Here is a 21,840-nt window from a genome sequence, read left to right as displayed (position 1 = left end):
ATAATTCAGTTTTGTTTAGCTATGTAAATTATATCGATAAAGATTAGTAGTAAAAAGGAATGTTTATTTTAAGTTACATAACTCTATGTTATGCTACCAATTAAATATGATCTCTGGATATTCCTTATGATAAACGATCCATTCTATGAACGAGAAGCGCAGAAATATGATTCACCGATAGCCAGTCGCGAATTAATATTAGATTACCTAACCAAAGAGGCGAAGCCTGCTAATTTAGAAAAAATTGCCCAAGCCGTTTCCATTAAAACTGAAGAACAAAAAGAAGCACTACATCGCCGCTTACGTGCAATGGAACGCGATGGTCAAGTTGTGTTTACACGCCGTAAATGTTATGCACTGCCTGAAAAGTTAGATATGATTAAGGGGAAGGTGATTGCACATCGTGATGGTTTTGGCTTTTTACGTGTTGAAGGAAACCCTGAAGATTACTTTTTATCGCCAGAACAGATGAAAAAAGTCTTACAAGGTGATGTGATTTTAGCCCAACCACTGAGTAATCAATATCGTGGAAAAACAGAAGCACGTGTTGTGCGTATTTTAGAGCCTCGCAGTAATTTAATTGTTGGTCGTTACTTTATTGAACAAGGCGTTGGATTTGTGGTGCCTGATGATAGTCGCTTAAATTTTGATATTTTAATCACTGGTAAACCGAAACGCACAGTACGCATGGGAACGGTCGTCGTTGTTGAGTTACAACAACGCCCAGAACGTCGTCAAAAAGCAGTCGGTGTCATTAAAGAAGTCCTTGGTGAAAACATGGGGACTAACTTAGCCATAGATATTGCCCTTCGTAATCATGAAATCCCATATGAATTTCCTAAAGCTGTTGAAAAAGAGGTGAATAAATTCGGTGATGAAGTGCCCGAAAAAGCCAAAAAAGGGCGTAAAGATTTACGGGATCTACCCTTAGTTACCATTGATGGTGAAGATGCACGTGATTTTGATGATGCCGTGTATTGCCAAAAAAATCGTGGTGGAGGTTACCGATTATGGGTGGCAATAGCTGATGTCAGTTATTACGTCAGACCCGATAAAGCACTAGATAAAGAAGCCTGCTTACGCGGTACATCGGTGTATTTTCCTTCTCGTGTCGTGCCGATGTTGCCAGAAGCGTTATCAAATGGTCTTTGTTCGCTTAATCCACAGGTAGATAGACTATGTTTAGTTTGTGAAATGACCGTATCAAACAAAGGCCGTTTGACTGGTTATCAATTTTACGACGCTGTGATGAATTCACATGCCAGATTGACTTACACGAAAGTTGCAAAAATTTTAGACGGTGATAAAGAACTACGTCAACATTACCATGATTTAATGCCACATTTAGAAAACCTATATGGCTTATACAAAATATTGGATAAGTCACGAATTGCTCGTGGAGCGATTGGTTTTGAATCGGAAGAACCGAAATTCATTTTCAATGCCGATAAACGGATCGAAAGTATTGAGTTAGCACAACGTAATGATGCACATAAAATTATTGAAGAGTGTATGATTTTAGCTAATGTTGCAGCAGCAAAACTGGTGATTGAAGCGGACGTACCTGCTTTGTTTCGTGTTCATGATCGTCCTGATGAAGAGCGAATGAATAACTTACGTAGCATCTTACAAGAACTAGGATTATCGTTAGGTGGCGGTGTTAACCCAAAATCAAAAGATATTGCCGAGTTGATGCTAGCGATTGAAGATCGTATTGATAGTGATATGTTACAGACAGTTATTTTACGTTCGATGAAACAAGCGATTTATGATCCAGAAAATCGGGGTCATTTTGGGCTTGCACTTGAAGAGTATGGTCATTTTACCTCGCCAATTCGACGTTACCCTGATTTACTGTTACATCGAACTATTAAGTGGATATTAGCCAATGAACAGCATAAAACCAGTAAGACAGGCGGGCATCGTTATACCATTAACGAAATGCTCTATTTTGGCGAACATTGTTCACTGACTGAACGTCGAGCCGATGAGGCAGTGCGTGATGTGGTTGATTGGCTCAAGTGCGATTATATGCAAGATCATGTGGGTGAAGTCTTTAATGGTACCATATCAAGTGTTGTGAACTTCGGGTTTTTTGTCAGATTAGATGATCTGTTTATAGACGGTTTGGTACATGTTTCATCGCTTGAAAATGATTATTATATATATGACGCATCTCGAAATCGTTTAATTGGTGAAAATACCCATTACAGTTACCGTTTAGGTGATAAAGTTAGCGTTAAAGTAGAAAATGTTAATCCTGAAGAAAGAAAAATTGATTTTGCCTTGGTCAGTAGTAATAATAAGCCTAAGCGTCATGGTAAAACCGCAAAAACTAAGGCTAAACAGCTAAATGATAAAAATAATAACGATATTGCACCGGCTAAAAAGCGTAAAAGCAAAAAACAAGTAGTGAGTGGCAGCGTTAGAAAAAAGGTGAAAGCGACAAATAAAAATAAAGGAAAGCGCAAAAAGGTAGATAAAAATGCGGTTCAAATCGCATCGACATCAACAAGTAAAACGGCTAAAAGTAAGAAAGTAAAGAGTAAAAAATAGATGAGTGAAACAGTTTACGGTATCCATGCTATAGAAGCACTTTTAACACGTGCCCCTGAAAGAATTATTGAGGTTTACATCGCCAAAGGGCGGGAAGATAAACGTCTTAATAGTCTTGTGCATGAAATAGAACAACTTGGTTTAATCGTGAAAATAACCCATCGCCAGTGGTTAGATGACAAATCTAAAAATGGTGTACATCAAGGTATTTTAGCAATAGTAAAACCCTGTCGTACCTATCAAGAAAATGACATTCCATTACTAGTTGAACAGCAACCCAATCCCGTTATTCTGATTTTAGATGGCGTAACAGATCCACATAATCTTGGTGCCTGCATCAGAACAGCAGACGCCGCAGGGGTTAATTTTATTATTGTCCCGAAAGATCGTTCGGCTCCGCTTAATTCGACGGCACAAAAAGTGGCTTGTGGAGCCGCTGAAAGTATCCCTGTTGTTCGGGTAACCAATTTAGCTCGTACCATGCGAATGTTAAAAGATGAGTATCATGTGTGGATTGTGGGCACGGCTGGAGAAGCAGAACGTACACTTTATCAAACCGACTTTTACAAATCATCAACAAGTATTCCACTGGCTCTGGTTATGGGCGCAGAAGGGGAAGGCATGCGACGTTTAACCAAAGAACATTGTGATGAATTGGTCAGTATTCCAATGGCGGGAATTGTGTCTTCGCTTAATGTCTCGGTGGCAACGGGCATTTGCTTATTTGAGATAGTCAGACAAAAAAATAAGTAGTTAAAAAGGACAATAAGCTTGGTTTAGTTAAACCACTAACCAAGCTGTAAATAAAACAATATTTGATTGTTTTCTCAAGAAATTCTTCCAAATAACCATCAAAACAGTTTTATATTTATCTATGAATTTTCAACAATAGGGTTAAGTCCTGTTCACCAGCCAAAATAAGAGTAAATACAAATAAATATCCTGTTTATTTAACTTAGCGCTAAATTTATTAACCATACAGTGCCGATTAAGCAAAGTCGGCACTGTGGTTATATGGTGAACTAACTTTTGATAAGATCGATTTCAATTCCTAACCCATTGGCAACACCAGAACCATAATCAGGGTGGACTTTATAAAAGTGTTTAAGCTGTCTAATTTGGATATCACGATCAACGTTTTTCATTGAACCGACAATATTATCAATTAGGAGCTGTTTTTGATCAGGACGCATTAAATTGAATAATGCGCGTGGCTGTGAATAGTAATCATCGTCAACACGATGATCATGTCTATCCATTGTACCAGCAGGCACATGCATCGGTGGCTCAGCATATTGTGGTTGTTGTTTAGGTGCGCTATCAACACTATTTGGCTCATAATTAGGCGCATTATCTGGTGTATAAAAGCGCATAGCTCCATCACGTTGATAATTGTGTACCGGACATTTCGGCGCATTGATCGGTAATTGTTGGTAGTTTGTGCCTATACGATAACGATGTGCATCGGCATAAGCAAAAATTCGCCCTTGTAACATCTTATCTGGCGATAACCCCGTTCCAGGCACGACATTACTTGGTTCAAATGCGGCTTGTTCAACTTCAGCAAAATAGTTTTCTGGATTACGATTAAGTTCCATTACGCCCACTTCAATTAATGGATACTGTTTTTGTGACCACACTTTTGTCACATCAAAAGGGTTTTCAGGATGATGATTGGCTTGTTCTTCAGTCATTACCTGCATGTAAAGGCGCCATTTAGGATAGTCACCGCGTTCAATTGCATTAAATAAGTCTTCTTGTGCTGAGTCGGGATTACTACCATCTAATTCGGCTGCTTTTTTAGGATGGATATTTTTAATACCTTGTTCCGTTCTAAAATGCCATTTAACCCAAGTCCGAACATTATCTTTATTAATAATACTGTAAGTATGACTACCAAAACCATGCATATGTCTAAAGCCGTCAGGAATACCACGGTCAGAGAACAAAATGGTAACTTGATGAAGTGACTCCGGTGACAAAGACCAAAAATCCCACATCATTTGCGGATCTTTTAAGTTGGTTTTAGGATCACGTTTTTGAGTGTGAATAAAATCCGGGAATTTGAGGGCATCACGTATAAAAAATACCGGTGTATTGTTACCTACAATATCCCAGTTTCCCTGATCGGTATAAAATTTTACAGAAAATCCTCTAGGATCACGGGCTGTATCGGATGAACCTCGTTCACCGCCAACAGTTGAAAATCGGGCAAACACAGGAGTTTGTTTGCCTACTTTGGCAAAAATACTGGCATAAGTATATTGAGTGATATCATTAGTCACGGTAAATGTACCATGTGCACCCGAACCCTTAGCATGTACACGTCTTTCAGGAATGTTCTCACGATTAAATTGTGCAAGTTTCTCAATAAGCTGATAATCATCAATTAATACAGGGCCTCGAGGACCTGCGGTACGGGAATTTTGATTATCGGCTATTGGAGCTCCATTGTTGGTGGTTAAGGCTTTTTTTTCTGACATTGCTACACTCCTTTTTATTATAAAAAAAAGTCTTAAGAAATAAAATTCCACCATGAGTTAGAATATTTATTCCCTAAGACTTGAGTATGAAACAATAATACAAAACAAAAAAAGAACTAAAAGGATGAATAACATACTGTAAAAAGAAAGATTGTAATTTACAAATTATTACTTTTGAATAGCCATTGTTTAAAAAAACAAAGTTAAGAAATGAAGCGTAAATAAGTATACAACTATTCAATTTTAAATGATACAAATTTCAATCACTTTTTTTAATATAATTGTAAAGGTGATTCAGGCATAAATGATTTGAGGTAATTGGATATCCCAAGGTTGGTTGCTTAGTTGCTGAACTTTTTGGCAGGCAAAACCTAAACCTATAGGTAAAATTTGGTCTGCTTTATAATTAGCTAGCAAACGATCATAAAATCCGCCGCCCATTCCTAAACGATAACCTCGATCATCGAATGCAACTAAAGGAGTGAAAACAATATCTAATTTTTGATGGGGAATGACATTTAATACATTTAAAGCGGGTTCTAAAATACCATACTTATTTTTGATTAATTGACTGTTAGGCGTGTATTGAATAAAAAGTAAGTGAGTGGACACAAAAGGATGAATTATCGGTAAATAGACAGCTTTATTTTGCTGCCATAAATATTCAATAATAGGTTTAGTTTCAATTTCGCCATCAAAAGAGAGAAATATTGCGATATTCTTGGCTTGTCCAACGGCAGTATGATCAGCAATTTTTTGGTAAACTTGTTGCTGGGCAATTTGACGTTCATGAGGCGATAATTGACGCCTTTTTTGGCGAATAATCTGTCGGATGTTCATTAAGTTATCACTTATGAAGAAAAGGAAAACTCCAAGATGTCGTTAGGGTCGTAACCCTTGAACCCAAGGTTCAAGGTGAACAACGTGTTTTAATTTTTAGGTTTCCTTAACATTAAGGCATACACACCAATTAAAAGTCACATCATTCTAAAGTAAAGAATATCGGCTCAGGGGACTAACCCTTAATCGCGAACATCCCAGAGATGGGTAACATAATACAAAATTTGAAAAATCATACAATAGTATTTTTATTAAATTTACAATTAGAGTGATTCATTGTTAGAGTTTAAAGCCGAATCAAGTAACTGTTGTAATAATTTTAAGCGACCACTAAACTGATCACTCTTTTCTTTTTCTTTAGTCAGTTCGTAAGAGATATTCAGTGCAGCCGTCATAATTAGTTGATCACTTCCAACTTGTGGTGATTTTTCACGTAAATTTGTCAAGCGTAGATCGAGATCTCTCGCAGCATTATTGAGGGCGTCCACTTCATCAACTGGACAATTAAATTTTAACGTTCGTCCAAAAATTTGAATAGTGACAGCTTGAGTTTCCATATTTTACCTATTGATTTATAAATTTATTGATTTTATCGATAATATGTTCTGAGTTTAATCCCATTTCAGCCCTAATTTCACTTTGTGATCCTTGTGGAATAAACCTGTCAGGTAATCCAATGTTTAAAATATCACATTTTATTTTTTTCGATAACAGGAATTCATTGATGCTACTTCCTGCTCCGCCTTTAATACTATTTTCTTCTATTGTGACTAGTATATTATGGGTTTGGCTAATCTGCAAAAGTACTTTCTCATCTAATGGTTTTACAAAGCGCATATCAATAACTGTAGCATTAATTTGCTCGGCAGCTTGTAAAACTTCAGGGAGTAATGTGCCAAAATTGAGTAAAGCTATTTTTTCGCCTTCTCGGCATACCTTAGATTGACCTAATGGAATGGCATTTAAAGGTGCTAGCGGTGTTCCTGTTCCTTCTCCTCGAGGATAACGTACCGCTGCAGGCCCTTGATGAAGATAGCCAGTATATAGCATTTGACGACATTCATTTTCATCACTTGGTGTCATGATAACTAGATTTGGTATACATCTTAAAAAACTTAAATCAAATGCCCCTTGATGGGTTTCTCCATCTGCACCCACGATCCCCGCGCGATCTATTGCAAACAAAACAGGCAGATTTTGTATTGCAATATCATGAATAACTTGATCATAAGCACGTTGTAAAAAAGTAGAATAGATTGCCACAATCGGTTTAAAGTCACTAATAGCAAAACCTGCCGCTAACGTTACCGCATGTTGCTCAGCAATAGCCACATCATAAAACTGGTTGGGATAACGTTTAGCAAATTCAGTCATACCAGAACCTTCACTCATTGCGGGGGTAATAGCGATCAATCGCTCGTCCTTTTCTGCCATTTCACACAGCCATTCACCAAAAACTTGCGAATAGGTGGGTGCAATTTTTTTATCTAACGGGAAAGTTCCATCAATAGGATCAAACTTTGGTACACCATGCCAGAGTGTCGGGTTCTTTTCAGCAGGCTCATAGCCTTTCCCTTTCTGTGTAATGACATGCAATAACTGAGGACCTTTTAATTGTCGCACTCTTTGTAATGTGGAGACTAAATTTTCAATATCATGTCCATCAATGGGGCCAATGTAATTAAAACCCAGTTCTTCAAATAAAATGGCAGGAGTGATTAAACCTTTTAAATGTTCTTCTGTTTTTTTAACTAACTCTTTTAATGGTGGAATATTGGAAAGAACACGTTTGCCACTTTCTCGAAAAGAAGTATAGGCCTTACTGGATAAAATTTGCGTTAAATGTTGATTTAATGCTCCGGTATTTTCAGAAATGGACATATCATTATCATTTATAATCACTAACATATCGGGTTTGATATGACCTGTATGATTCATTGCTTCAAATGCCATGCCTGCTGTTAATGCACCGTCTCCGATAATGGCTGCAACTTTTTGACCTGATTGTTTTTTTTGTTCACTAATGGCAATACCCAATGCCGCACTGATTGAAGTTGAAGAATGTCCTGTAGTTAATACGTCATATTCGCTTTCTTCTCGATGTGGAAAAGAATGTATGCCGTCTTTTTGGCGAATAGTCAGCATCTGATCACGGCGACCCGTTAAAATTTTATGTGGATAGGCTTGATGTCCAACATCCCAAATAATTTTATCGAATGGCGTATGATAAACGTAATGGAGGGCGACCGTTAATTCAACTACGCCAAGACCGGAAGCTAAATGTCCACTGGATTGACTTACACTAGTTAACAAAAATTGCCTAAGCTCACGACAAATCGCAGATAATTGCGAAAGCGGATAGCGCCTAAGATCGGTTGGAGAGTTAATTTGTTTTAATAGCGGATAATTATCTAAATTCATCTTTATTATTGAGTGAGTGTGTTAACTATTACGATTAATAATATAACTAGCAAGGTCTTGTAATGGCTTACTATTATAAGGTATTTGCTTCACACTATCGATAGCTTGTTGATAAAGTTGTTGTGTCAACTGTTGCGCATTTTTTAATCCCATTAAGGCCGGATAAGTGCTTTTTTCATGCGCAATATCCGAACCTTGTGGTTTTCCCATAATGGCTTGTTCGCCAATAATATCTAAAATGTCATCTTGAATTTGAAAAGCAAGTCCAATTGCCTTTGCATAATGATCTAAATTAGCATAATAAGGGATAGCTTGATTACCGCTCGCATAGGCGCCTAAGCGTATCGCTGCTTTTATCAAAGCGCCAGTTTTGTAGCAGTGAATTTTTTGTAAATGCTCAAGTGATATCGATTGGTGTTCAGCTTGTAAATCAAGTGATTGTCCTAAACACATCCCATCTAAACCACTTGCTTGTGCCAGTTCGGTTATCATTCTAATTTTGGCTTGATCATCGATGAATTGGCTTTCAGCTAATAATGTAAATGCTAATGATTGTAATGCGTCTCCGGCTAAGATAGCCTGTGCTTCATTAAATTGAATATGGCAAGTAGGTTTACCTCGCCGTAAATCATCATTATCCATAGCAGGTAGGTCATCATGAATAAGCGAATAGGTATGGATCGATTCAATTGCGGCTGCCGGTTCGTCCAAATTAGCAAGTGGACAACCAAACATTTGACCTGTTAAATAGACTAAAATAGGGCGTATTCGCTTACCACCAGCAAGTAAACTGTAACTCATAGCTTGTTGCAAAGTCGATGCCGATTTTTCTGATAAATACGATGTTAAAAAAGCATCAATACGATCTTGCAACGTTTTTAAGTTATTCATCATCATCCACTAAAAAATCTGACAATTCAGCTTCACTATTTTCAGATAATAAAATTTGTATCCGTTGCTCCGCTTGTTTTAACTGTTTTTGACCCGCTCTGGCAAGCTTGACCCCTTTTTCAAATTCATTCAATGCTTCATCTAGGGGGAGGTCACCATTTTCTAAATGTGTGACGATAGTTTCAAGCTGTTTCAGTGTTTCTTCAAAACTCGGTTCTTTAGTCGTTTTTTTGGGCATAAGGTAATCCTCTTTTTACTCAGTGAGTATACACGTTATTTTAAGAATGGTGAATGACACTTTATCTGTATATTCTAGAATTTAGCGATCTTCAATGCCTGACGTTCTTCATTATCAATACAATACCTAGTTACCGTGATTATTTGAAATAGTCTCTTGTTTCTGCTCCAATTCATCTAGTGACACTAAAGCAAGATCAGGATCGATCGGTTTTTTAACTTCAACACCTAATTCCCGAAATTTTTCAATTTGACCAATGACGTTACCTCGTCCTTTAGCCAATTTATTCATTGAATTTTGAAATGTTTGTTGTGCTTTATCTAAACAGTTACCCAAATTTTCCATATCCTCAACAAAACCACGGACTTTATCATAAAGCTTACTTGCTCTATCGGCAATTAATTCTGCATTGCGATTTTGATATTCAAATCGCCATAGATTATGAATAGTTCGCAGTGCCACTAAAAGCGTGGTTGGACTGACTATCATAATATTATTTTTTAGTGCCTCATTGATTAATGAGGGATCCTGATCTATGGCACATAAAAAAGCGGGTTCGACGGGAATAAACATCAGAATATAATCTAACGAATTAATGCCGATAAGTTTATGATAGTCTTTTTGGCTAAGTTGTTTAAGATGATTACGGACTGCTATCAAGTGGTCTGACATGGCTTTAGCTTTGATGACCTCATCTTCGCCATTAAAATAGCGCTCATAAGCAACAAGGGTGACTTTTGAATCAATCACAACATCACCACCTTGAGGTAAATGTACAATGACATCAGGCTGTAATCGTCGATTATCGTCATTGGTTAGATTTACTTGTGTTTCATATTCATAACCTAAACGTAATCCAGAATTATCCAAAATTTGACTGAGGATAAATTCACCCCAATTTCCTTGAGTTTTATTATTTCCTTTTAAGGCATTGGTAAGATTAATCGCTTCTTTAGTCATAAGCTCATTGAGTTGCTGCAAATTACGAATTTCGTGTGTCAGTGTATGACGCTCTTTCGCTTCTTGACCAAAACTATCTTGAACTTGTTTTTTAAAGCCTTCTAACTGCTCTTTAAGTGGTGACAATAAAAAATCTAAACTTTGTTTATTTTGTTGTTCAATTTTTTTACCACTGTGTTCAAATATGCGGTTAGCTAAGTTTTCAAATTGGGTTGTAAGACGTTGCTCGCTTTGTTCAAGAATAGTTTGACGTTCATGCGCAGAATTAAGCGTTTCTTCTAAGCGAGTTTTCAGTTCGCTAATTTTCATATTTTGAGCAACGTGTTGTTGTCGATACGCATTAAGTTCATTTTCTAACTGCATGACTTGTTTGACAAGAGTCTGCAATTCCTCTTTTTTCTGTGACAATTGAATATCAAATAATTGTTTGAGATTATGGCTGGTAAATTGGTACTTAAAAACGATTATCAATAAAATTAAGGATACACAACAAAAAATAATTGCAATCCAATCAATTAATCCCAACGCAGCAAGCATAATTAAGCCCTTTCAAAAGTAAATGATACCACATCCGCTAAGCTTTGTGACTCAAGCGCTAGCATGATTAGGCGATCTAATCCTACCGCAACACCTGCACAATCAGGCAATCCTGCTTCCATTGCTGCTAATAATTCAACATCAATATTTTGTTGTGGTAAGTTTAATTTGGTGCGATCCAGATTATTTTGTTCAAATCGTAGCTTTTGTTCTTGCGCATTTGTCAGTTCTTTAAATCCATTGGCAAGTTCTACACCTTTATAATAGAACTCAAAACGACTTGCAACACGATGATCTTCGGAACTGATAGTGGCTAATGCTGCTTGAGAAGCAGGAAAATTAAAGACAGCTATGGGTCTATCTTTCCCGATATGCGGTTCAACGCCTAAGGTAAACAAGCACTGTAATAATGAATCTCGATCATAATCTTCAGTTTTAATACCCATGTTGAGTTGATTTGCAGCAGTAATTAATGTTTGGTGATCTGCTTCGAGCGGGTCGATATTTAAATGACGTTGAAAAGCTTTTTGGTATGAAATTCTTTCAGCTGGCTCACAATCTAAGACGTATTGTAATAGATCGTCGACTTCGTTGATCATTTGCATCATATCAAATTGAATTCGATACCATTCAAGCATAGTAAACTCGGGATTGTGAATTCGACTCACTTCTTCATGATTACGAAAGGATTTACAGATTTGATAAATAGGACCACTGCCCGCAGCCAGTAAGCGTTTCATATGGTATTCAGGACTGGTAATGAGCGTCATTTTTTGTCCTTGAGATAGTTCAAATTCGCCTGGTTTATAAAAAGTGGTATCAAAGGAACTTAAATGCACATCCGTGACAGCATATTGGCTTAAAGTTGGAGTTTCAACTTCTAAAATACATCGGTCAGCAAAGAATTGTCTTACTTGAGAAACGATTTTTGCGCGCTTAAGAAGGTTAGTGATAGATGCAGAAGGTTGCCAAGTCATAAAAAAATCCATGAGGGTTGATAATTCATAAAAAAAGAAATAGGGCTAAAGCCCTATAAATTACTATTGACGCTCATTTTGCCATAATTGGAACAAATTGTCGTATTTTTCTTGTTGCAGCCAAATATGGCGATGCAATTGAGAAAGGATGAAAGGATCTTCTAAAATTGCCAATTGTTGTTCTTTAGTAATTTTTTCAAGATCTGTGTGTAAATAGTGATGAACTAATTCGTCACGTACTAATTGATTTTTTTCATTCGCTAAATGACGTGAAGTAGATAATGCACATGCCAGCGCATTATAAACCGGATCTACAAGTGCCATAATAAAGCCATGTTGCACAAAAGCAGCCTCGGTTTGTTGTAAATAATCGTCTGTCAATGTGACGGCACGAGTTGGATGCGTTTCTTCAGGGGTTAAAAATAAACCTGCTTTTTGAGCTTTGATTCCCACACTAGAAAGACCCGAAACACGAATAACCAATGGAGAAATAGTTAACGGTATCAGGATTGCAATGTACCAATAGGTAAATTGCGGGTTGAGCCAAATTATTATCGCTAACCAAATAATGCCTAATATTGACAGTGGCCAGCAAAAATAGAATGACTCGCCCCATGTTAACGCGTCATCATTTCGTGAAGGGGATTTCCACTGGATTTTACTACCCAACCATGCTTTTACCACAAATTTACTATGAAATATCATGCGGATAGGGGCTAAAATCATCGACCATATCATTTCAATAAGGATAGATAAGGTTAATTTAAAAATTCCACCTACGTCTTTTGCTCTGGTTTTGGCAATGATAATACCGTAGCTAAAAAATTTTGGCGCAAATAATAATATTAACGTTGTCGATAATAGTCTTATTGCTAACTGTTCATCCCATTTAGGCCAAGTAGGATAAAATTGATTGGATTGGTAAAAATATTGTGGTTCTGAAATGTTAAATACCAATAATAATAATGTAGAAAAGATTAAAAAGACCAACCATAAAAGTGACGATATATAAGCCATACCACTGGTCAAAAACATAATGCGGTGGGTGAAGGTAATTCCACTTTTAAAGATTAATCTTAAATTGATTAGATTTCCCATACACCAGCGATTATCTCGTTTAAGATCTTCAATCATGTTGCCAGGAAGCTCTTCATAGCTACCATTAAGATTATAAGCAATCCAAACTCCATAACCAGCCCGTCGCATTAATGTCGCTTCGACAAGATCATGTGACAATATATGAAGAGGCCCTTTACGTTTTTGTAAAGGCGACAAAATACAGTGTTCAATAAAAGGTTTTAAACGAATCATCGCATTATGTCCCCAATATTGTGCTTCACCCAATTGCCAAAAGTGAGTACCTGAACAAAATATATCACTATATATTTGATTAGCGAATTGTTGAATACGCCCATAGAGTGTTTTCATTCTGACTGACTTCGGAGGGGATTGCAAAATACCTGCATTTGGTGTCATTTCCATCATGGCAATCATTTTTAAAATACAATCGCCAGTCATAATACTGTCTGCATCAAGAATCATCATATATTCATATAAATGACCCCAACGACGACAAAAATCATCGATGTTACCACTTTTACGTTTTACGCGGCGTTTGCGGTGACGGTAAAAAATTTGACATCCGTTATCGGCTTTTTTAGCGTTGAAATCAGCCCAAGCTTTCAGTTCATTAACATAAAGATCGGGATCATTGGTATCACTTAAAATGTAAAAGTCACAACATGCGGCATGACCGGTTTCGACGAGTGATTGGTAAGTTGCTTCTAATCCGGCAAAAACACGTGCCACATCTTCATTACAAATTGGCATAACTAAAGCAGTGCGATGCGTATTGTCAATATGGGATACAGGATCAGTTGGAATCGGTATGGTGAATCGATCTTTACCTATGACCGCTAAAATTAATCCCATAATACTTGTCCAAAAACCAATTGAGATCCAACAAAACAAGATAGCAAAGAGGACTATTATAATTCCTTGAATAATATAGGGAATCACGTTATATATTGCCAGTTCAGGATTTAGCTGCCAATTAGCCATAAAATTAATTTTGTCCCAACTTTGATAGGGTAGCAAAGAAGATAAATAATTTGTGCCTAAATAAGTTTGAATGGCAATCAACAAAAACATGATCAAACGCCGAATTGTGGCAATAAAACTTCTATTTGGCTTGGATTTTGCTTTGAAAGGTTTATTCCAAATTTGAGGTTGGATTGCTACACGCTCAATGTCTGGATAGGTAGGTTGTTGCTTTCTGTCATCATTAAAATCACGAGTATCACTAATTTGATGCAAGCGATACTTCAAAAATGCCACATCATCAGAAGGCATTTCCTGTTCATTTGATTTCTGACACCAGTTATCGGCGTCAGAAAGATGTGAAAAGTAATCATTTTTCATAGGATTATCACTATTGTGCAGGGTATTGACCACTCCATGTTTCGGATAAAATTTCGTTAGTTTTCTCAGAAGCTAATTGAATACGAATATCAGTGGCTTTTTTGTTATCTTCAACATTAAACCTTACAATGACACGCCATCCTTTCGTGACCGAATTATATTGTGAGTCTGTGCTAACAATCGATCCATTGGTGATACTTGAAATCACCTTAACAGGTATTTTATTGGATAATTGAGGTCCTGCAAAATCAATGACGTAAGCATTAGAACCATCAAGTTTACGAATTAGATTTGCCTGTTTGATATCGCCTAGCGATAAACGCGTACTAACTGCTCTGGCAACATTACTTGGATAACGTTGCTGATCATTTAACGTATAGTGTAATCGATAGCTAATATCAAGAACATCACCAGCATTGTACTGTTTTTTCGGAACCCAGAACGTTACGATATTATCGTTAGTTTCATCGGCGGTCGGTATTTCAACGAGTTCCACACGACCTTTTTGCCAATCGCCAAGAATTTCTGTCCAAACACTTGGTCTTTGCTCATAATGATCGTCAAGGTCTTGGTAATCTTGAAAACCATTATCACGTTGAATTAAGCCAAATTGTTTAGGGTTTTCCAAGCTATAAGATGAAAACGACAGACGCTTAGGATTGTTTAACGGACGCCAAATCCATTCATTATTGTTGGTTAAAATGGATAACCCATTGGAATCATGCATAGCAGGGCGATAATTCAAAATTGGCGAAGGTTGATTTGGCCCATATAAAAACATACTGGTTAAAGGTGCCACACCAAGTTTTTTTACTGATGTACGGAAGAAAACTTTAGCTTCAACCGTGACAGTGGTATCAACACTTGGGATTAACGTTATTTTGTATGCACCTGTTACACTAGATGAATCAAGAAGCGCATAAATCACTAAATGTTTCTGATTCGGTTCGGGTCTTTCTATCCAAAATTCTTTAAAACGAGGAAACTCTTCTCCCGATATTTCACCTGTATCGATAGCAAGCCCTCTCGCTGAAAGACCATAGATTTGGTTTTTACCTATTGCCCGAAAGTAACTACCACCGAGTGCAGTAAAAACTTCATCATCGGTTTTTGTTGGCGAATTGATAGGATAATGTACTTTAAATCCCGCAAAGCCTAAATTTTTAGTATCTAATTTATCTAAGTGAATCTGACTAAGGTCAAAATAACTAGGATCATATTTTATTTCTTGAGCGTGATTATTGACGACCTCATTAATCTTAACGGGGGTATCGAAATACATACCTTCATGATAAAACTCAAGTTTAAAACGAGTATCTTCATCATTCCAATAAGCTTTTTGATGATTAAATTGAATTTTCTGATAGTCTGCAAATTGTAATGATGCAAGTTCACTCGGGATATTTTTGGATGGTTGCTGATAAGCTTTTTTTGACAAGTCTTTAGCTTTGTTTATCACATCCTCATACGAAAATGCCCAAGAAGAAAAGCTAATTAACGAAACAGCACACACGCAAAATATTTTGCATGTGACTGTTTTATAAAATTGGCTGTTTGGCAATAAATTGTGCATAAAATACTCACATTGGGTTTATCTAAATATATTGAAATAATTAATAATATTATCTTTTGGATTGCCTAAACACTTTTCAACATAATCGTTTTTCATTTCTAAAATAATACTTGGGTTTTGGTCAATCAAAAAGTGAGCATAATTATCTTTATTGATTTTAGAATAGAGTGCTGACATATCTTGCTCAGACATTTTAAATAAGGGTTGATAGTAGTTGGCAATCTTGGTTGTATCTTTTGTATAAATTGCCGAGACAAAATCAGCAGAAAGATCACAATAATTTTTGATATTGCTGCGAGATGCCTTGATTTTATTCAGTTCAATTTGACGCTCAGCTTCGTTTTCTTCAGTTATTTTTTTGAGTTGCAGATCAGATTTCAGCTTATAATATTCAGTCAAATAAAAATTTAAAACACAAAAGGCTGAATTATCATCATTTTTACACGTTAGCAATCCTCGCTTAATAACATAGTTATTAAAATTTTTGTTGCCAATTAATTGAGCTAGTTGATTTTTTGCATTAACAACATAGGGATTGTTATATTCAGTTTTATTTTGTAAAGCCAATAATTGATCTGTTTCAGTATTCCCTTCAGCTTTTTTCTGTGACAAATCAGATCGAAGTGCGCAACTTGAAACAAGAATAGCAACAATGGCACATGTTAAAATATTACTTATTTTCATATATAAAATTCCATGAACTTATTCTTGAGTTATAATTCAATAGGATGCTATATAGCTATTATTAAAAAAATTATATACTTTTTTTTATAATAACACTTTATAACGACGTATTTTTTTGTAAAAAATGTGATAGAACTTACAACTTTATCATTAGTGGTGACAGATCTTCTGAATATTAACTGTAAATTGCGTATTTGTTACAGGTGAAAATTTTGCTTTCGCTTTCAAAAAAGCAATCAGTTCAGATGCATTCATATCTGTTTTAGAGCAAGTATGAAATTTAGCATGTTTTCCAAATCGTTGTTCAATAGCTGCCAGTAGAGATAATTCTGTGTAGCTATTCCCTTCCATCATTTGTAAAACTTCATGACCATGAATTGATACCATAAATCCCTCTTGATGTTACCGATTAATGCTATAACAACGACACTTTTATAACCCATTTATCTTATAAAAGCAATGTTTTAACAAGGTTGGAAAAGATATCAGATCTTATCACGAAACAAAAGGATTTAATCGTTAAGATATTGTCAATATATGATGCCTTGATGCTAAATAATTACAGCATTAGGTAAAGATTAATTATCATTAATCTGCTAGGCATCATATTTTTAATTATTCATTAATATTTGTTAACTTAACGATAATTGATTGATTTTCATTTTTTACTTGAAAGATAGAAACAGGGATAATATTTGTGAGTTTATAACCGATGTTATCGTTTATTTTAATCACGCCTTCATCGGGTAATGAAACGATTTCTTCCCTTACAGAATGTAGCATGGATAAAGGTAAAAAAGCATAAGCACCAATATCGGTAAGACGAACTCTGGCACCGCCACGATTGATATCCACAATTTCAGCTGTGTATGTTTGACCAATTTTATCTGATAAGTATTGAGCAAATAGATTTTCGGCCATATCTCGTTCTGCCAATCTTAACATTTTTCGCCGTTCATTCATGGTTTTGAGTTGATTTGTATCCGGTGGTGTTAACGCTTCCTGGCGCATATAAGCTTTCAATAAACGATGATTAACCATATCGCCATATTTACGAATTGGTGATGTCCAAGTTGCATAAGCGTCAAATCCCAATCCAAAATGAGGTTGAGGTTCAATTGAAAAATCAGCCGGACTTTGGAATTTTCGTAATCGCATGGCTAAAAACGGATCATTATCAATGATGCGACGAAGTTTTATATAACCTGCAAACGAAGTTAGTGACGTTTTATCAAACTCAGTTATCCCGTTGTCGGCTAGAATTTTTAATATTTGATCCAGATATTTGGTGTCAAAACCGGTGTGAATATTATAAATACCAAAACCAATGTTTTCATTTAACATCATGGTTAATGCTTGGTTTGCAATCACCATGACTTCTTCAACAATTTGATTAGCGATGCGACGCGGTTCTTTTATAATAGCTTCAACTTGGCGATTTTCATCAAGTACGAAACGGTAGTCGGTTACATCCTTAAAAACAAGTGCATTTTCTTGTCGCCAATTTATTCTGACTTTAGCTAAATTGGCTAAAATATTAAGTTGTTCGGGTAAAGATGAATGACTTGAAGATAATTGCTCATTGTTTTCCAAGAAGTCAGAAACATTGTGATAAGCAAGTTTGGCTTTCGATTCTATCCAAGCAGAGGTGAAACTGATGCTATCAAATAAGATATTCCCTGATGAATCAAGTTTTAGCTTGCAGACCATTGCCGGGCGTTTTACATTCGCTTGCAAAGAACATAAATCATCGGCTAACTCTTTAGGTAACATTGGGATATTGAAATCGGGAAGGTAGGTCGTAAAATTCCTCATTTTTGCAATATTATCAATATCACTATCTTTCAAGACAAATGCTGTGGGATCGGCAATGGCGACATGAAGATTAAAATTACCTTGTTCATCCATATTAACCGAAATCGCATCATCCATATCTTGAGTGTTTTCACTATCTATGGTAAAAAAACAGACGTCAGTTAAATCTTGACGATTTTCAAGCTCTTTTTCAATAATCGATAAAGTATCAGCTTGCGGTACTGTTGTTTCTAAATTATAACGTGCTAGTGTTTTAAGCCATAATTTGTATTTTGAATCATCTTTAACGATGAAATCGGTAATGGCTGCAACAAATTTTTTTTTGTCTGCGTTCAAAGGATGTGAAATTAGTGTTGCAACGACCCAGTCATTTTCTTTCAATTTTTGTGGAAGTTGAGTATTTACTTTGCAGGGGATCGAAAAACTACTAGGCATGTTTTCTGGATAGATAACCATTGAACGGTCTTGGAAACCTATTCTTCCAATAAATGATTCTAATGCGCTTTCAAGTAATACTTCAGGTTCAAAAAATTCTTTATCGTTGTTTTTGACAACGATTCCAGAAACTTTGTCGCCATGACAAACGGTTTTCATTTTAGCCATTGGTATAAAATAACTGGTTTTGTTATCAACGTCTAAAAAACCGAATCCTTTCTCATGGGCTCGGACTGTGCCTTCAATGCGTGGCGTTTGTTGATGAAGCTCTTGCTTTAGTTGTGCGAGTAATGGGTTATTTTGAAACATATGACTTAATATATAATGAAAATAAGTGCTGAATTCTAACACATTTATAGCTTATATTGTTACAGAATTAATCACTAAATTATTATCAACTATTTGAATAAATTTTAAACATAAATATTAGAGTGGAAATATGAAACTAAACTATAAAATTCAGGGCGAAGGACAGCCTATTTTATTTTTGCATGGTATGTTTGGTAGCTTGGATAATTTGAATATGTTAGCAAAAGATTTTGCTCCGCTTTATCAAACTATTCAGGTCGATCTGCGTAATCACGGACTTTCGCCGTGGTCAGATGAAATGAATTATGACGCTATGGCTAATGATGTTGCTGAGCTTTGTCATGAATTACAATTGAAAAATCTTATAATTGTCGGCCATTCAATGGGTGGAAAAGTAGCAATGCAATTAATTCGAATTGTGCCTGAAATTATTCAGAAAGTTGTCGTCATGGATATTGCACCCGTAAAATATTTACAGTCGCCTAATTTTGATGTTATTCAATCATTAGAAAAGTGTTGTTCACAGCATATTACTGATAAAAAACAGATTATGCATATTATGGAGCAACAAGGTGTGAATACAGCGACTATCTATTTTTTATTAAAATCATTTAAAAACGATCACTGGCTATTTAATGCTAACATTATTGTTAAAAATTATTCTGATTTAAGTGATTGGCAAGCAGACGCGCCCAGTATGAAACCCATTTTATTTATTCGTGGTGGGAATTCAACATACTTAGCTGATCAATATTTGGATACACTGTTTTCGCAATTTCCACAGGCTAAAATTGTAACTATTGAAGGAGCCGGTCACAATGTTCATGCTGAAAAAACGGCTCAAGTGTTAATGGCATTGCATGAGTTTATCGAAAATAAGATTTAATTGTTATTGGCAAAATAATCGTTGTTGCTCACTTTTATTATAATTAGGTATAGTAACGGTTATGATTACCAGTGTACATTGATTATTGTACGTTTTATTTTGTACGAGGTATGTCCAATGTGTTGGAATAATATGTTGGGCAATATCAGGATAGCTATCGAGTAATTGGAAGATAACCTGATCAGCATGTAGTTTGTTGGTAATGTAATGGCGCTGATGAAATAAGGCTTTTTCCAACTGCATAAAACAAAGAAGAATGATTGAAAATAGTAGTGAGGCGATCAATACTTCAATCAAACTAAAACCGCCAGCATGTTTATTCACAATCATGACTTCTTTTCTCTGGGCAATAATCAAGCCACTGTCCTTTATGAACGATGAGTTTGCCATTGTCTAAATGCGCTAAAGTATAAAGAAAAAACCCATTAGCTTCTCCTCGTACTAAAATGGCATTATCGTGACTCAAGTTCGATTGTTTAATACAAACTTTTAATTGTAAATTTAGCTCATGTTGGCATTGCCAATGGGGTTTAGGGCGCTGCCAACGTTGCGTTATTGCCCAACTTAATGATGAACTGGCGGTATTAAATTGTTGATAGTATCGTCTTTCTGTCATGGCAATTTTTTGCCATGATGCAACTAAAATATGAAATCCGAACAATAAAGATAAGCCTATTATCATTAAAATAATCACCATAACAATAGCACTAAATCCCGATTGATTAACAAAACGATTACCTGTTTTCATTTTTGATTATCTTGGTAAGGTGATACTGAATATGAGCATGTTTTTTTAATTCAGCAGTTAACTTTATTTCAATTGTCTGACTGCGTTGCTTGATACTAAATTGAGTGACACTCACATCATTTGGATCAAACAGGCGTTGCCAATTTAAACCATCACATTTTGTGGCTGCGTGTTTGTATTCAAGATTATTTTGGTGATAGCGAAAAGTAAAGACATCAAAATAAGTAGAATATAAAGAGTTGCTACTCCCATTATCACCTAATCCACTGTCATAACGAATAACAATACAATCTTGTCGATCATTAATTTCAATGGGTTTAAATTTTATTTCTGTAGAAATATGATGCGTAAACCCAGCACGCTTAATATCTTTAGATAAGCCAGCCAGTGCTTGATGAACTGTTTGTTGTAAATGTGATTTTAAATAATCATCACTTAGCCGCATTTGGAGTTGTTGATAACATTGACTTGTGCCAATCAAAATTAAACTTGCTATCATTAAACAGATTAATACTTCAAATAGCGAAAATCCTGATTGTTTTAACATGGAGGCATATCGGATAGATAACCTTGCTCATAACAAAAGCGAACCCTTCCTCGAAATGAGATAAAAATTTTTGTTTCGCCTATCTGATTATGAAGTTTTAAAGAAGCTGTTTGTGCCATGTTTCTTCGTCCCCAAAAGGAAATGATTTTTTTATTGGTTAAACCGCTTATTTCCACCGAATTGTTGGATTTAATATATCGTAATTCACTCTCCATACAGGAATTGGGTTTATCGCCTTTACTGGCAACTAAACACCAAGGCGAGGAAAAAAGATAGAAATGATAAGTATGATTATAAGTGTATGCGTTAATTTGCACTTCGTTAAAAAAATGCGTTAATTGTTTAGTGGTGGTAAGTAATTCTTCTTTAAGTTGTAACGTTTTCCATTGTGTTACACCAATGGAAGCAAATATGGCACAAATGCCCACAACAACGATCAACTCTAATAAAGAAAATCCTGAATTTTGCATTATACATATTGGTTAAATTAGCGATATGATGATAGTAAATAATGACATT

Annotated in this window: 20 protein-coding genes and 1 other RNA gene; 3 read left to right on the top strand and 18 right to left on the bottom strand. The window is 35.8% G+C overall.

Annotated features, from left to right (window positions below; translation table 11 throughout):
- Positions 1 to 126: 126 nt before the first annotated feature.
- Both rnr and rlmB read left to right on the top strand, forming a co-directional pair.
- Entirely contained in the window at positions 127 to 2,556 is a 2,430-nt protein-coding gene (gene rnr, locus ACGH47_RS00675; RefSeq protein WP_411622378.1) for a ribonuclease R, read from the top strand.
- The gene (rlmB, locus tag ACGH47_RS00670) at positions 2,557 to 3,309 is read left to right on the top strand and encodes a 23S rRNA (guanosine(2251)-2'-O)-methyltransferase RlmB (RefSeq protein WP_411622376.1); all 753 of its coding nucleotides are present in this window, start codon (positions 2,557 to 2,559) and stop codon (positions 3,307 to 3,309) included.
- A gap of 269 nt (positions 3,310 to 3,578) precedes the next feature.
- Here rlmB and ACGH47_RS00665 read toward each other — a convergent pair whose 3' ends face one another.
- The 14 genes from ACGH47_RS00665 to ACGH47_RS00600 form a co-directional block, all read right to left on the bottom strand.
- Complete coding sequence (locus tag ACGH47_RS00665; protein WP_267361072.1) at positions 3,579 to 5,039, bottom strand: catalase; 1,461 nt, start codon at positions 5,037 to 5,039, stop codon at positions 3,579 to 3,581.
- A gap of 294 nt (positions 5,040 to 5,333) precedes the next feature.
- Entirely contained in the window at positions 5,334 to 5,879 is a 546-nt protein-coding gene (locus ACGH47_RS00660; protein ID WP_411590014.1) for a 5-formyltetrahydrofolate cyclo-ligase, read from the bottom strand.
- A 24-nt stretch (positions 5,880 to 5,903) separates the two neighbouring features.
- A non-coding RNA gene (gene ssrS / locus ACGH47_RS00655) (6S RNA) lies at positions 5,904 to 6,086 on the bottom strand.
- Between the two features lie 56 nt (positions 6,087 to 6,142).
- Entirely contained in the window at positions 6,143 to 6,436 is a 294-nt protein-coding gene (zapA, locus tag ACGH47_RS00650) for a cell division protein ZapA (protein ID WP_065559560.1), read from the bottom strand.
- Positions 6,437 to 6,443: 7 nt separating this feature from the next.
- A complete protein-coding gene (gene dxs / locus ACGH47_RS00645) occupies positions 6,444 to 8,306 on the bottom strand; it encodes a 1-deoxy-D-xylulose-5-phosphate synthase (protein WP_411622618.1) in 1,863 nt (620 codons plus the stop codon).
- Between the two features lie 15 nt (positions 8,307 to 8,321).
- Complete coding sequence (gene ispA, locus ACGH47_RS00640) at positions 8,322 to 9,194, bottom strand: (2E,6E)-farnesyl diphosphate synthase (protein WP_411597176.1); 873 nt, start codon at positions 9,192 to 9,194, stop codon at positions 8,322 to 8,324.
- A complete protein-coding gene (gene xseB / locus ACGH47_RS00635) occupies positions 9,184 to 9,429 on the bottom strand; it encodes an exodeoxyribonuclease VII small subunit (protein WP_267350558.1) in 246 nt (81 codons plus the stop codon). The genes ispA and xseB overlap by 11 nt, the downstream gene beginning before the upstream one ends.
- 126 nt (positions 9,430 to 9,555) lie before the next feature.
- The gene (gene rmuC / locus ACGH47_RS00630; protein ID WP_411622374.1) at positions 9,556 to 10,926 is read right to left on the bottom strand and encodes a DNA recombination protein RmuC; all 1,371 of its coding nucleotides are present in this window, start codon (positions 10,924 to 10,926) and stop codon (positions 9,556 to 9,558) included.
- Positions 10,927 to 10,928: 2 nt separating this feature from the next.
- Positions 10,929 to 11,903 carry an elongation factor P--(R)-beta-lysine ligase gene (gene epmA, locus ACGH47_RS00625; RefSeq protein ID WP_267361064.1) on the bottom strand — a complete coding sequence of 325 codons (975 nt, stop codon included), beginning with the start codon at positions 11,901 to 11,903 and terminating at the stop codon, positions 10,929 to 10,931.
- A gap of 63 nt (positions 11,904 to 11,966) precedes the next feature.
- Positions 11,967 to 14,324, bottom strand: a complete 2,358-nt coding sequence (gene mdoH, locus ACGH47_RS00620) for a glucans biosynthesis glucosyltransferase MdoH (RefSeq protein WP_411622372.1) — start codon at positions 14,322 to 14,324, stop codon at positions 11,967 to 11,969.
- 10 nt (positions 14,325 to 14,334) lie between these two features.
- On the bottom strand, positions 14,335 to 15,897 hold the full coding sequence (locus ACGH47_RS00615) for a glucan biosynthesis protein G (RefSeq protein WP_267350551.1): 1,563 nt from the start codon (positions 15,895 to 15,897) through the stop codon (positions 14,335 to 14,337).
- 18 nt (positions 15,898 to 15,915) lie between these two features.
- A complete protein-coding gene (locus ACGH47_RS00610; protein WP_411622371.1) occupies positions 15,916 to 16,581 on the bottom strand; it encodes a hypothetical protein in 666 nt (221 codons plus the stop codon).
- A gap of 150 nt (positions 16,582 to 16,731) precedes the next feature.
- Positions 16,732 to 16,968: a YecH family metal-binding protein gene (locus tag ACGH47_RS00605; protein WP_065559551.1), complete on the bottom strand. Its 237-nt coding sequence runs from the start codon at positions 16,966 to 16,968 to the stop codon at positions 16,732 to 16,734.
- A 228-nt stretch (positions 16,969 to 17,196) separates the two neighbouring features.
- Positions 17,197 to 19,140 carry an exoribonuclease II gene (locus ACGH47_RS00600; protein WP_411622369.1) on the bottom strand — a complete coding sequence of 648 codons (1,944 nt, stop codon included), beginning with the start codon at positions 19,138 to 19,140 and terminating at the stop codon, positions 17,197 to 17,199.
- Between the two features lie 130 nt (positions 19,141 to 19,270).
- Between ACGH47_RS00600 and ACGH47_RS00595 the strand changes: the two genes are divergently transcribed.
- Entirely contained in the window at positions 19,271 to 20,026 is a 756-nt protein-coding gene (locus tag ACGH47_RS00595) for an alpha/beta fold hydrolase (RefSeq protein WP_411622368.1), read from the top strand.
- A gap of 3 nt (positions 20,027 to 20,029) precedes the next feature.
- Here ACGH47_RS00595 and ACGH47_RS00590 read toward each other — a convergent pair whose 3' ends face one another.
- The 4 genes from ACGH47_RS00590 to ACGH47_RS00575 are packed head-to-tail and all read right to left on the bottom strand — an operon-like array spanning position 20,030 to position 21,791.
- Entirely contained in the window at positions 20,030 to 20,356 is a 327-nt protein-coding gene (locus ACGH47_RS00590) for a prepilin-type N-terminal cleavage/methylation domain-containing protein (RefSeq protein ID WP_411622366.1), read from the bottom strand.
- On the bottom strand, positions 20,343 to 20,774 hold the full coding sequence (locus ACGH47_RS00585; protein WP_267350541.1) for a DUF2509 family protein: 432 nt from the start codon (positions 20,772 to 20,774) through the stop codon (positions 20,343 to 20,345). Before ACGH47_RS00585 ends, ACGH47_RS00590 begins: the two co-directional genes overlap by 14 nt.
- Positions 20,761 to 21,321, bottom strand: coding sequence for a prepilin peptidase-dependent protein (locus tag ACGH47_RS00580; RefSeq protein ID WP_411622365.1), 561 nt, complete (start codon positions 21,319 to 21,321; stop codon positions 20,761 to 20,763). The genes ACGH47_RS00585 and ACGH47_RS00580 overlap by 14 nt, the downstream gene beginning before the upstream one ends.
- The gene (locus ACGH47_RS00575) at positions 21,315 to 21,791 is read right to left on the bottom strand and encodes a prepilin-type N-terminal cleavage/methylation domain-containing protein (protein WP_411622363.1); all 477 of its coding nucleotides are present in this window, start codon (positions 21,789 to 21,791) and stop codon (positions 21,315 to 21,317) included. Before ACGH47_RS00575 ends, ACGH47_RS00580 begins: the two co-directional genes overlap by 7 nt.
- Positions 21,792 to 21,840 lie beyond the last annotated feature (49 nt).

Origin of the sequence: Gilliamella sp. CG16, assembly GCF_046635785.1 — a bacterium.
GTDB lineage: Bacteria > Pseudomonadota > Gammaproteobacteria > Enterobacterales > Orbaceae > Gilliamella > Gilliamella apicola_I.
This window is presented reverse-complemented; position numbering and strand designations above follow the sequence as displayed.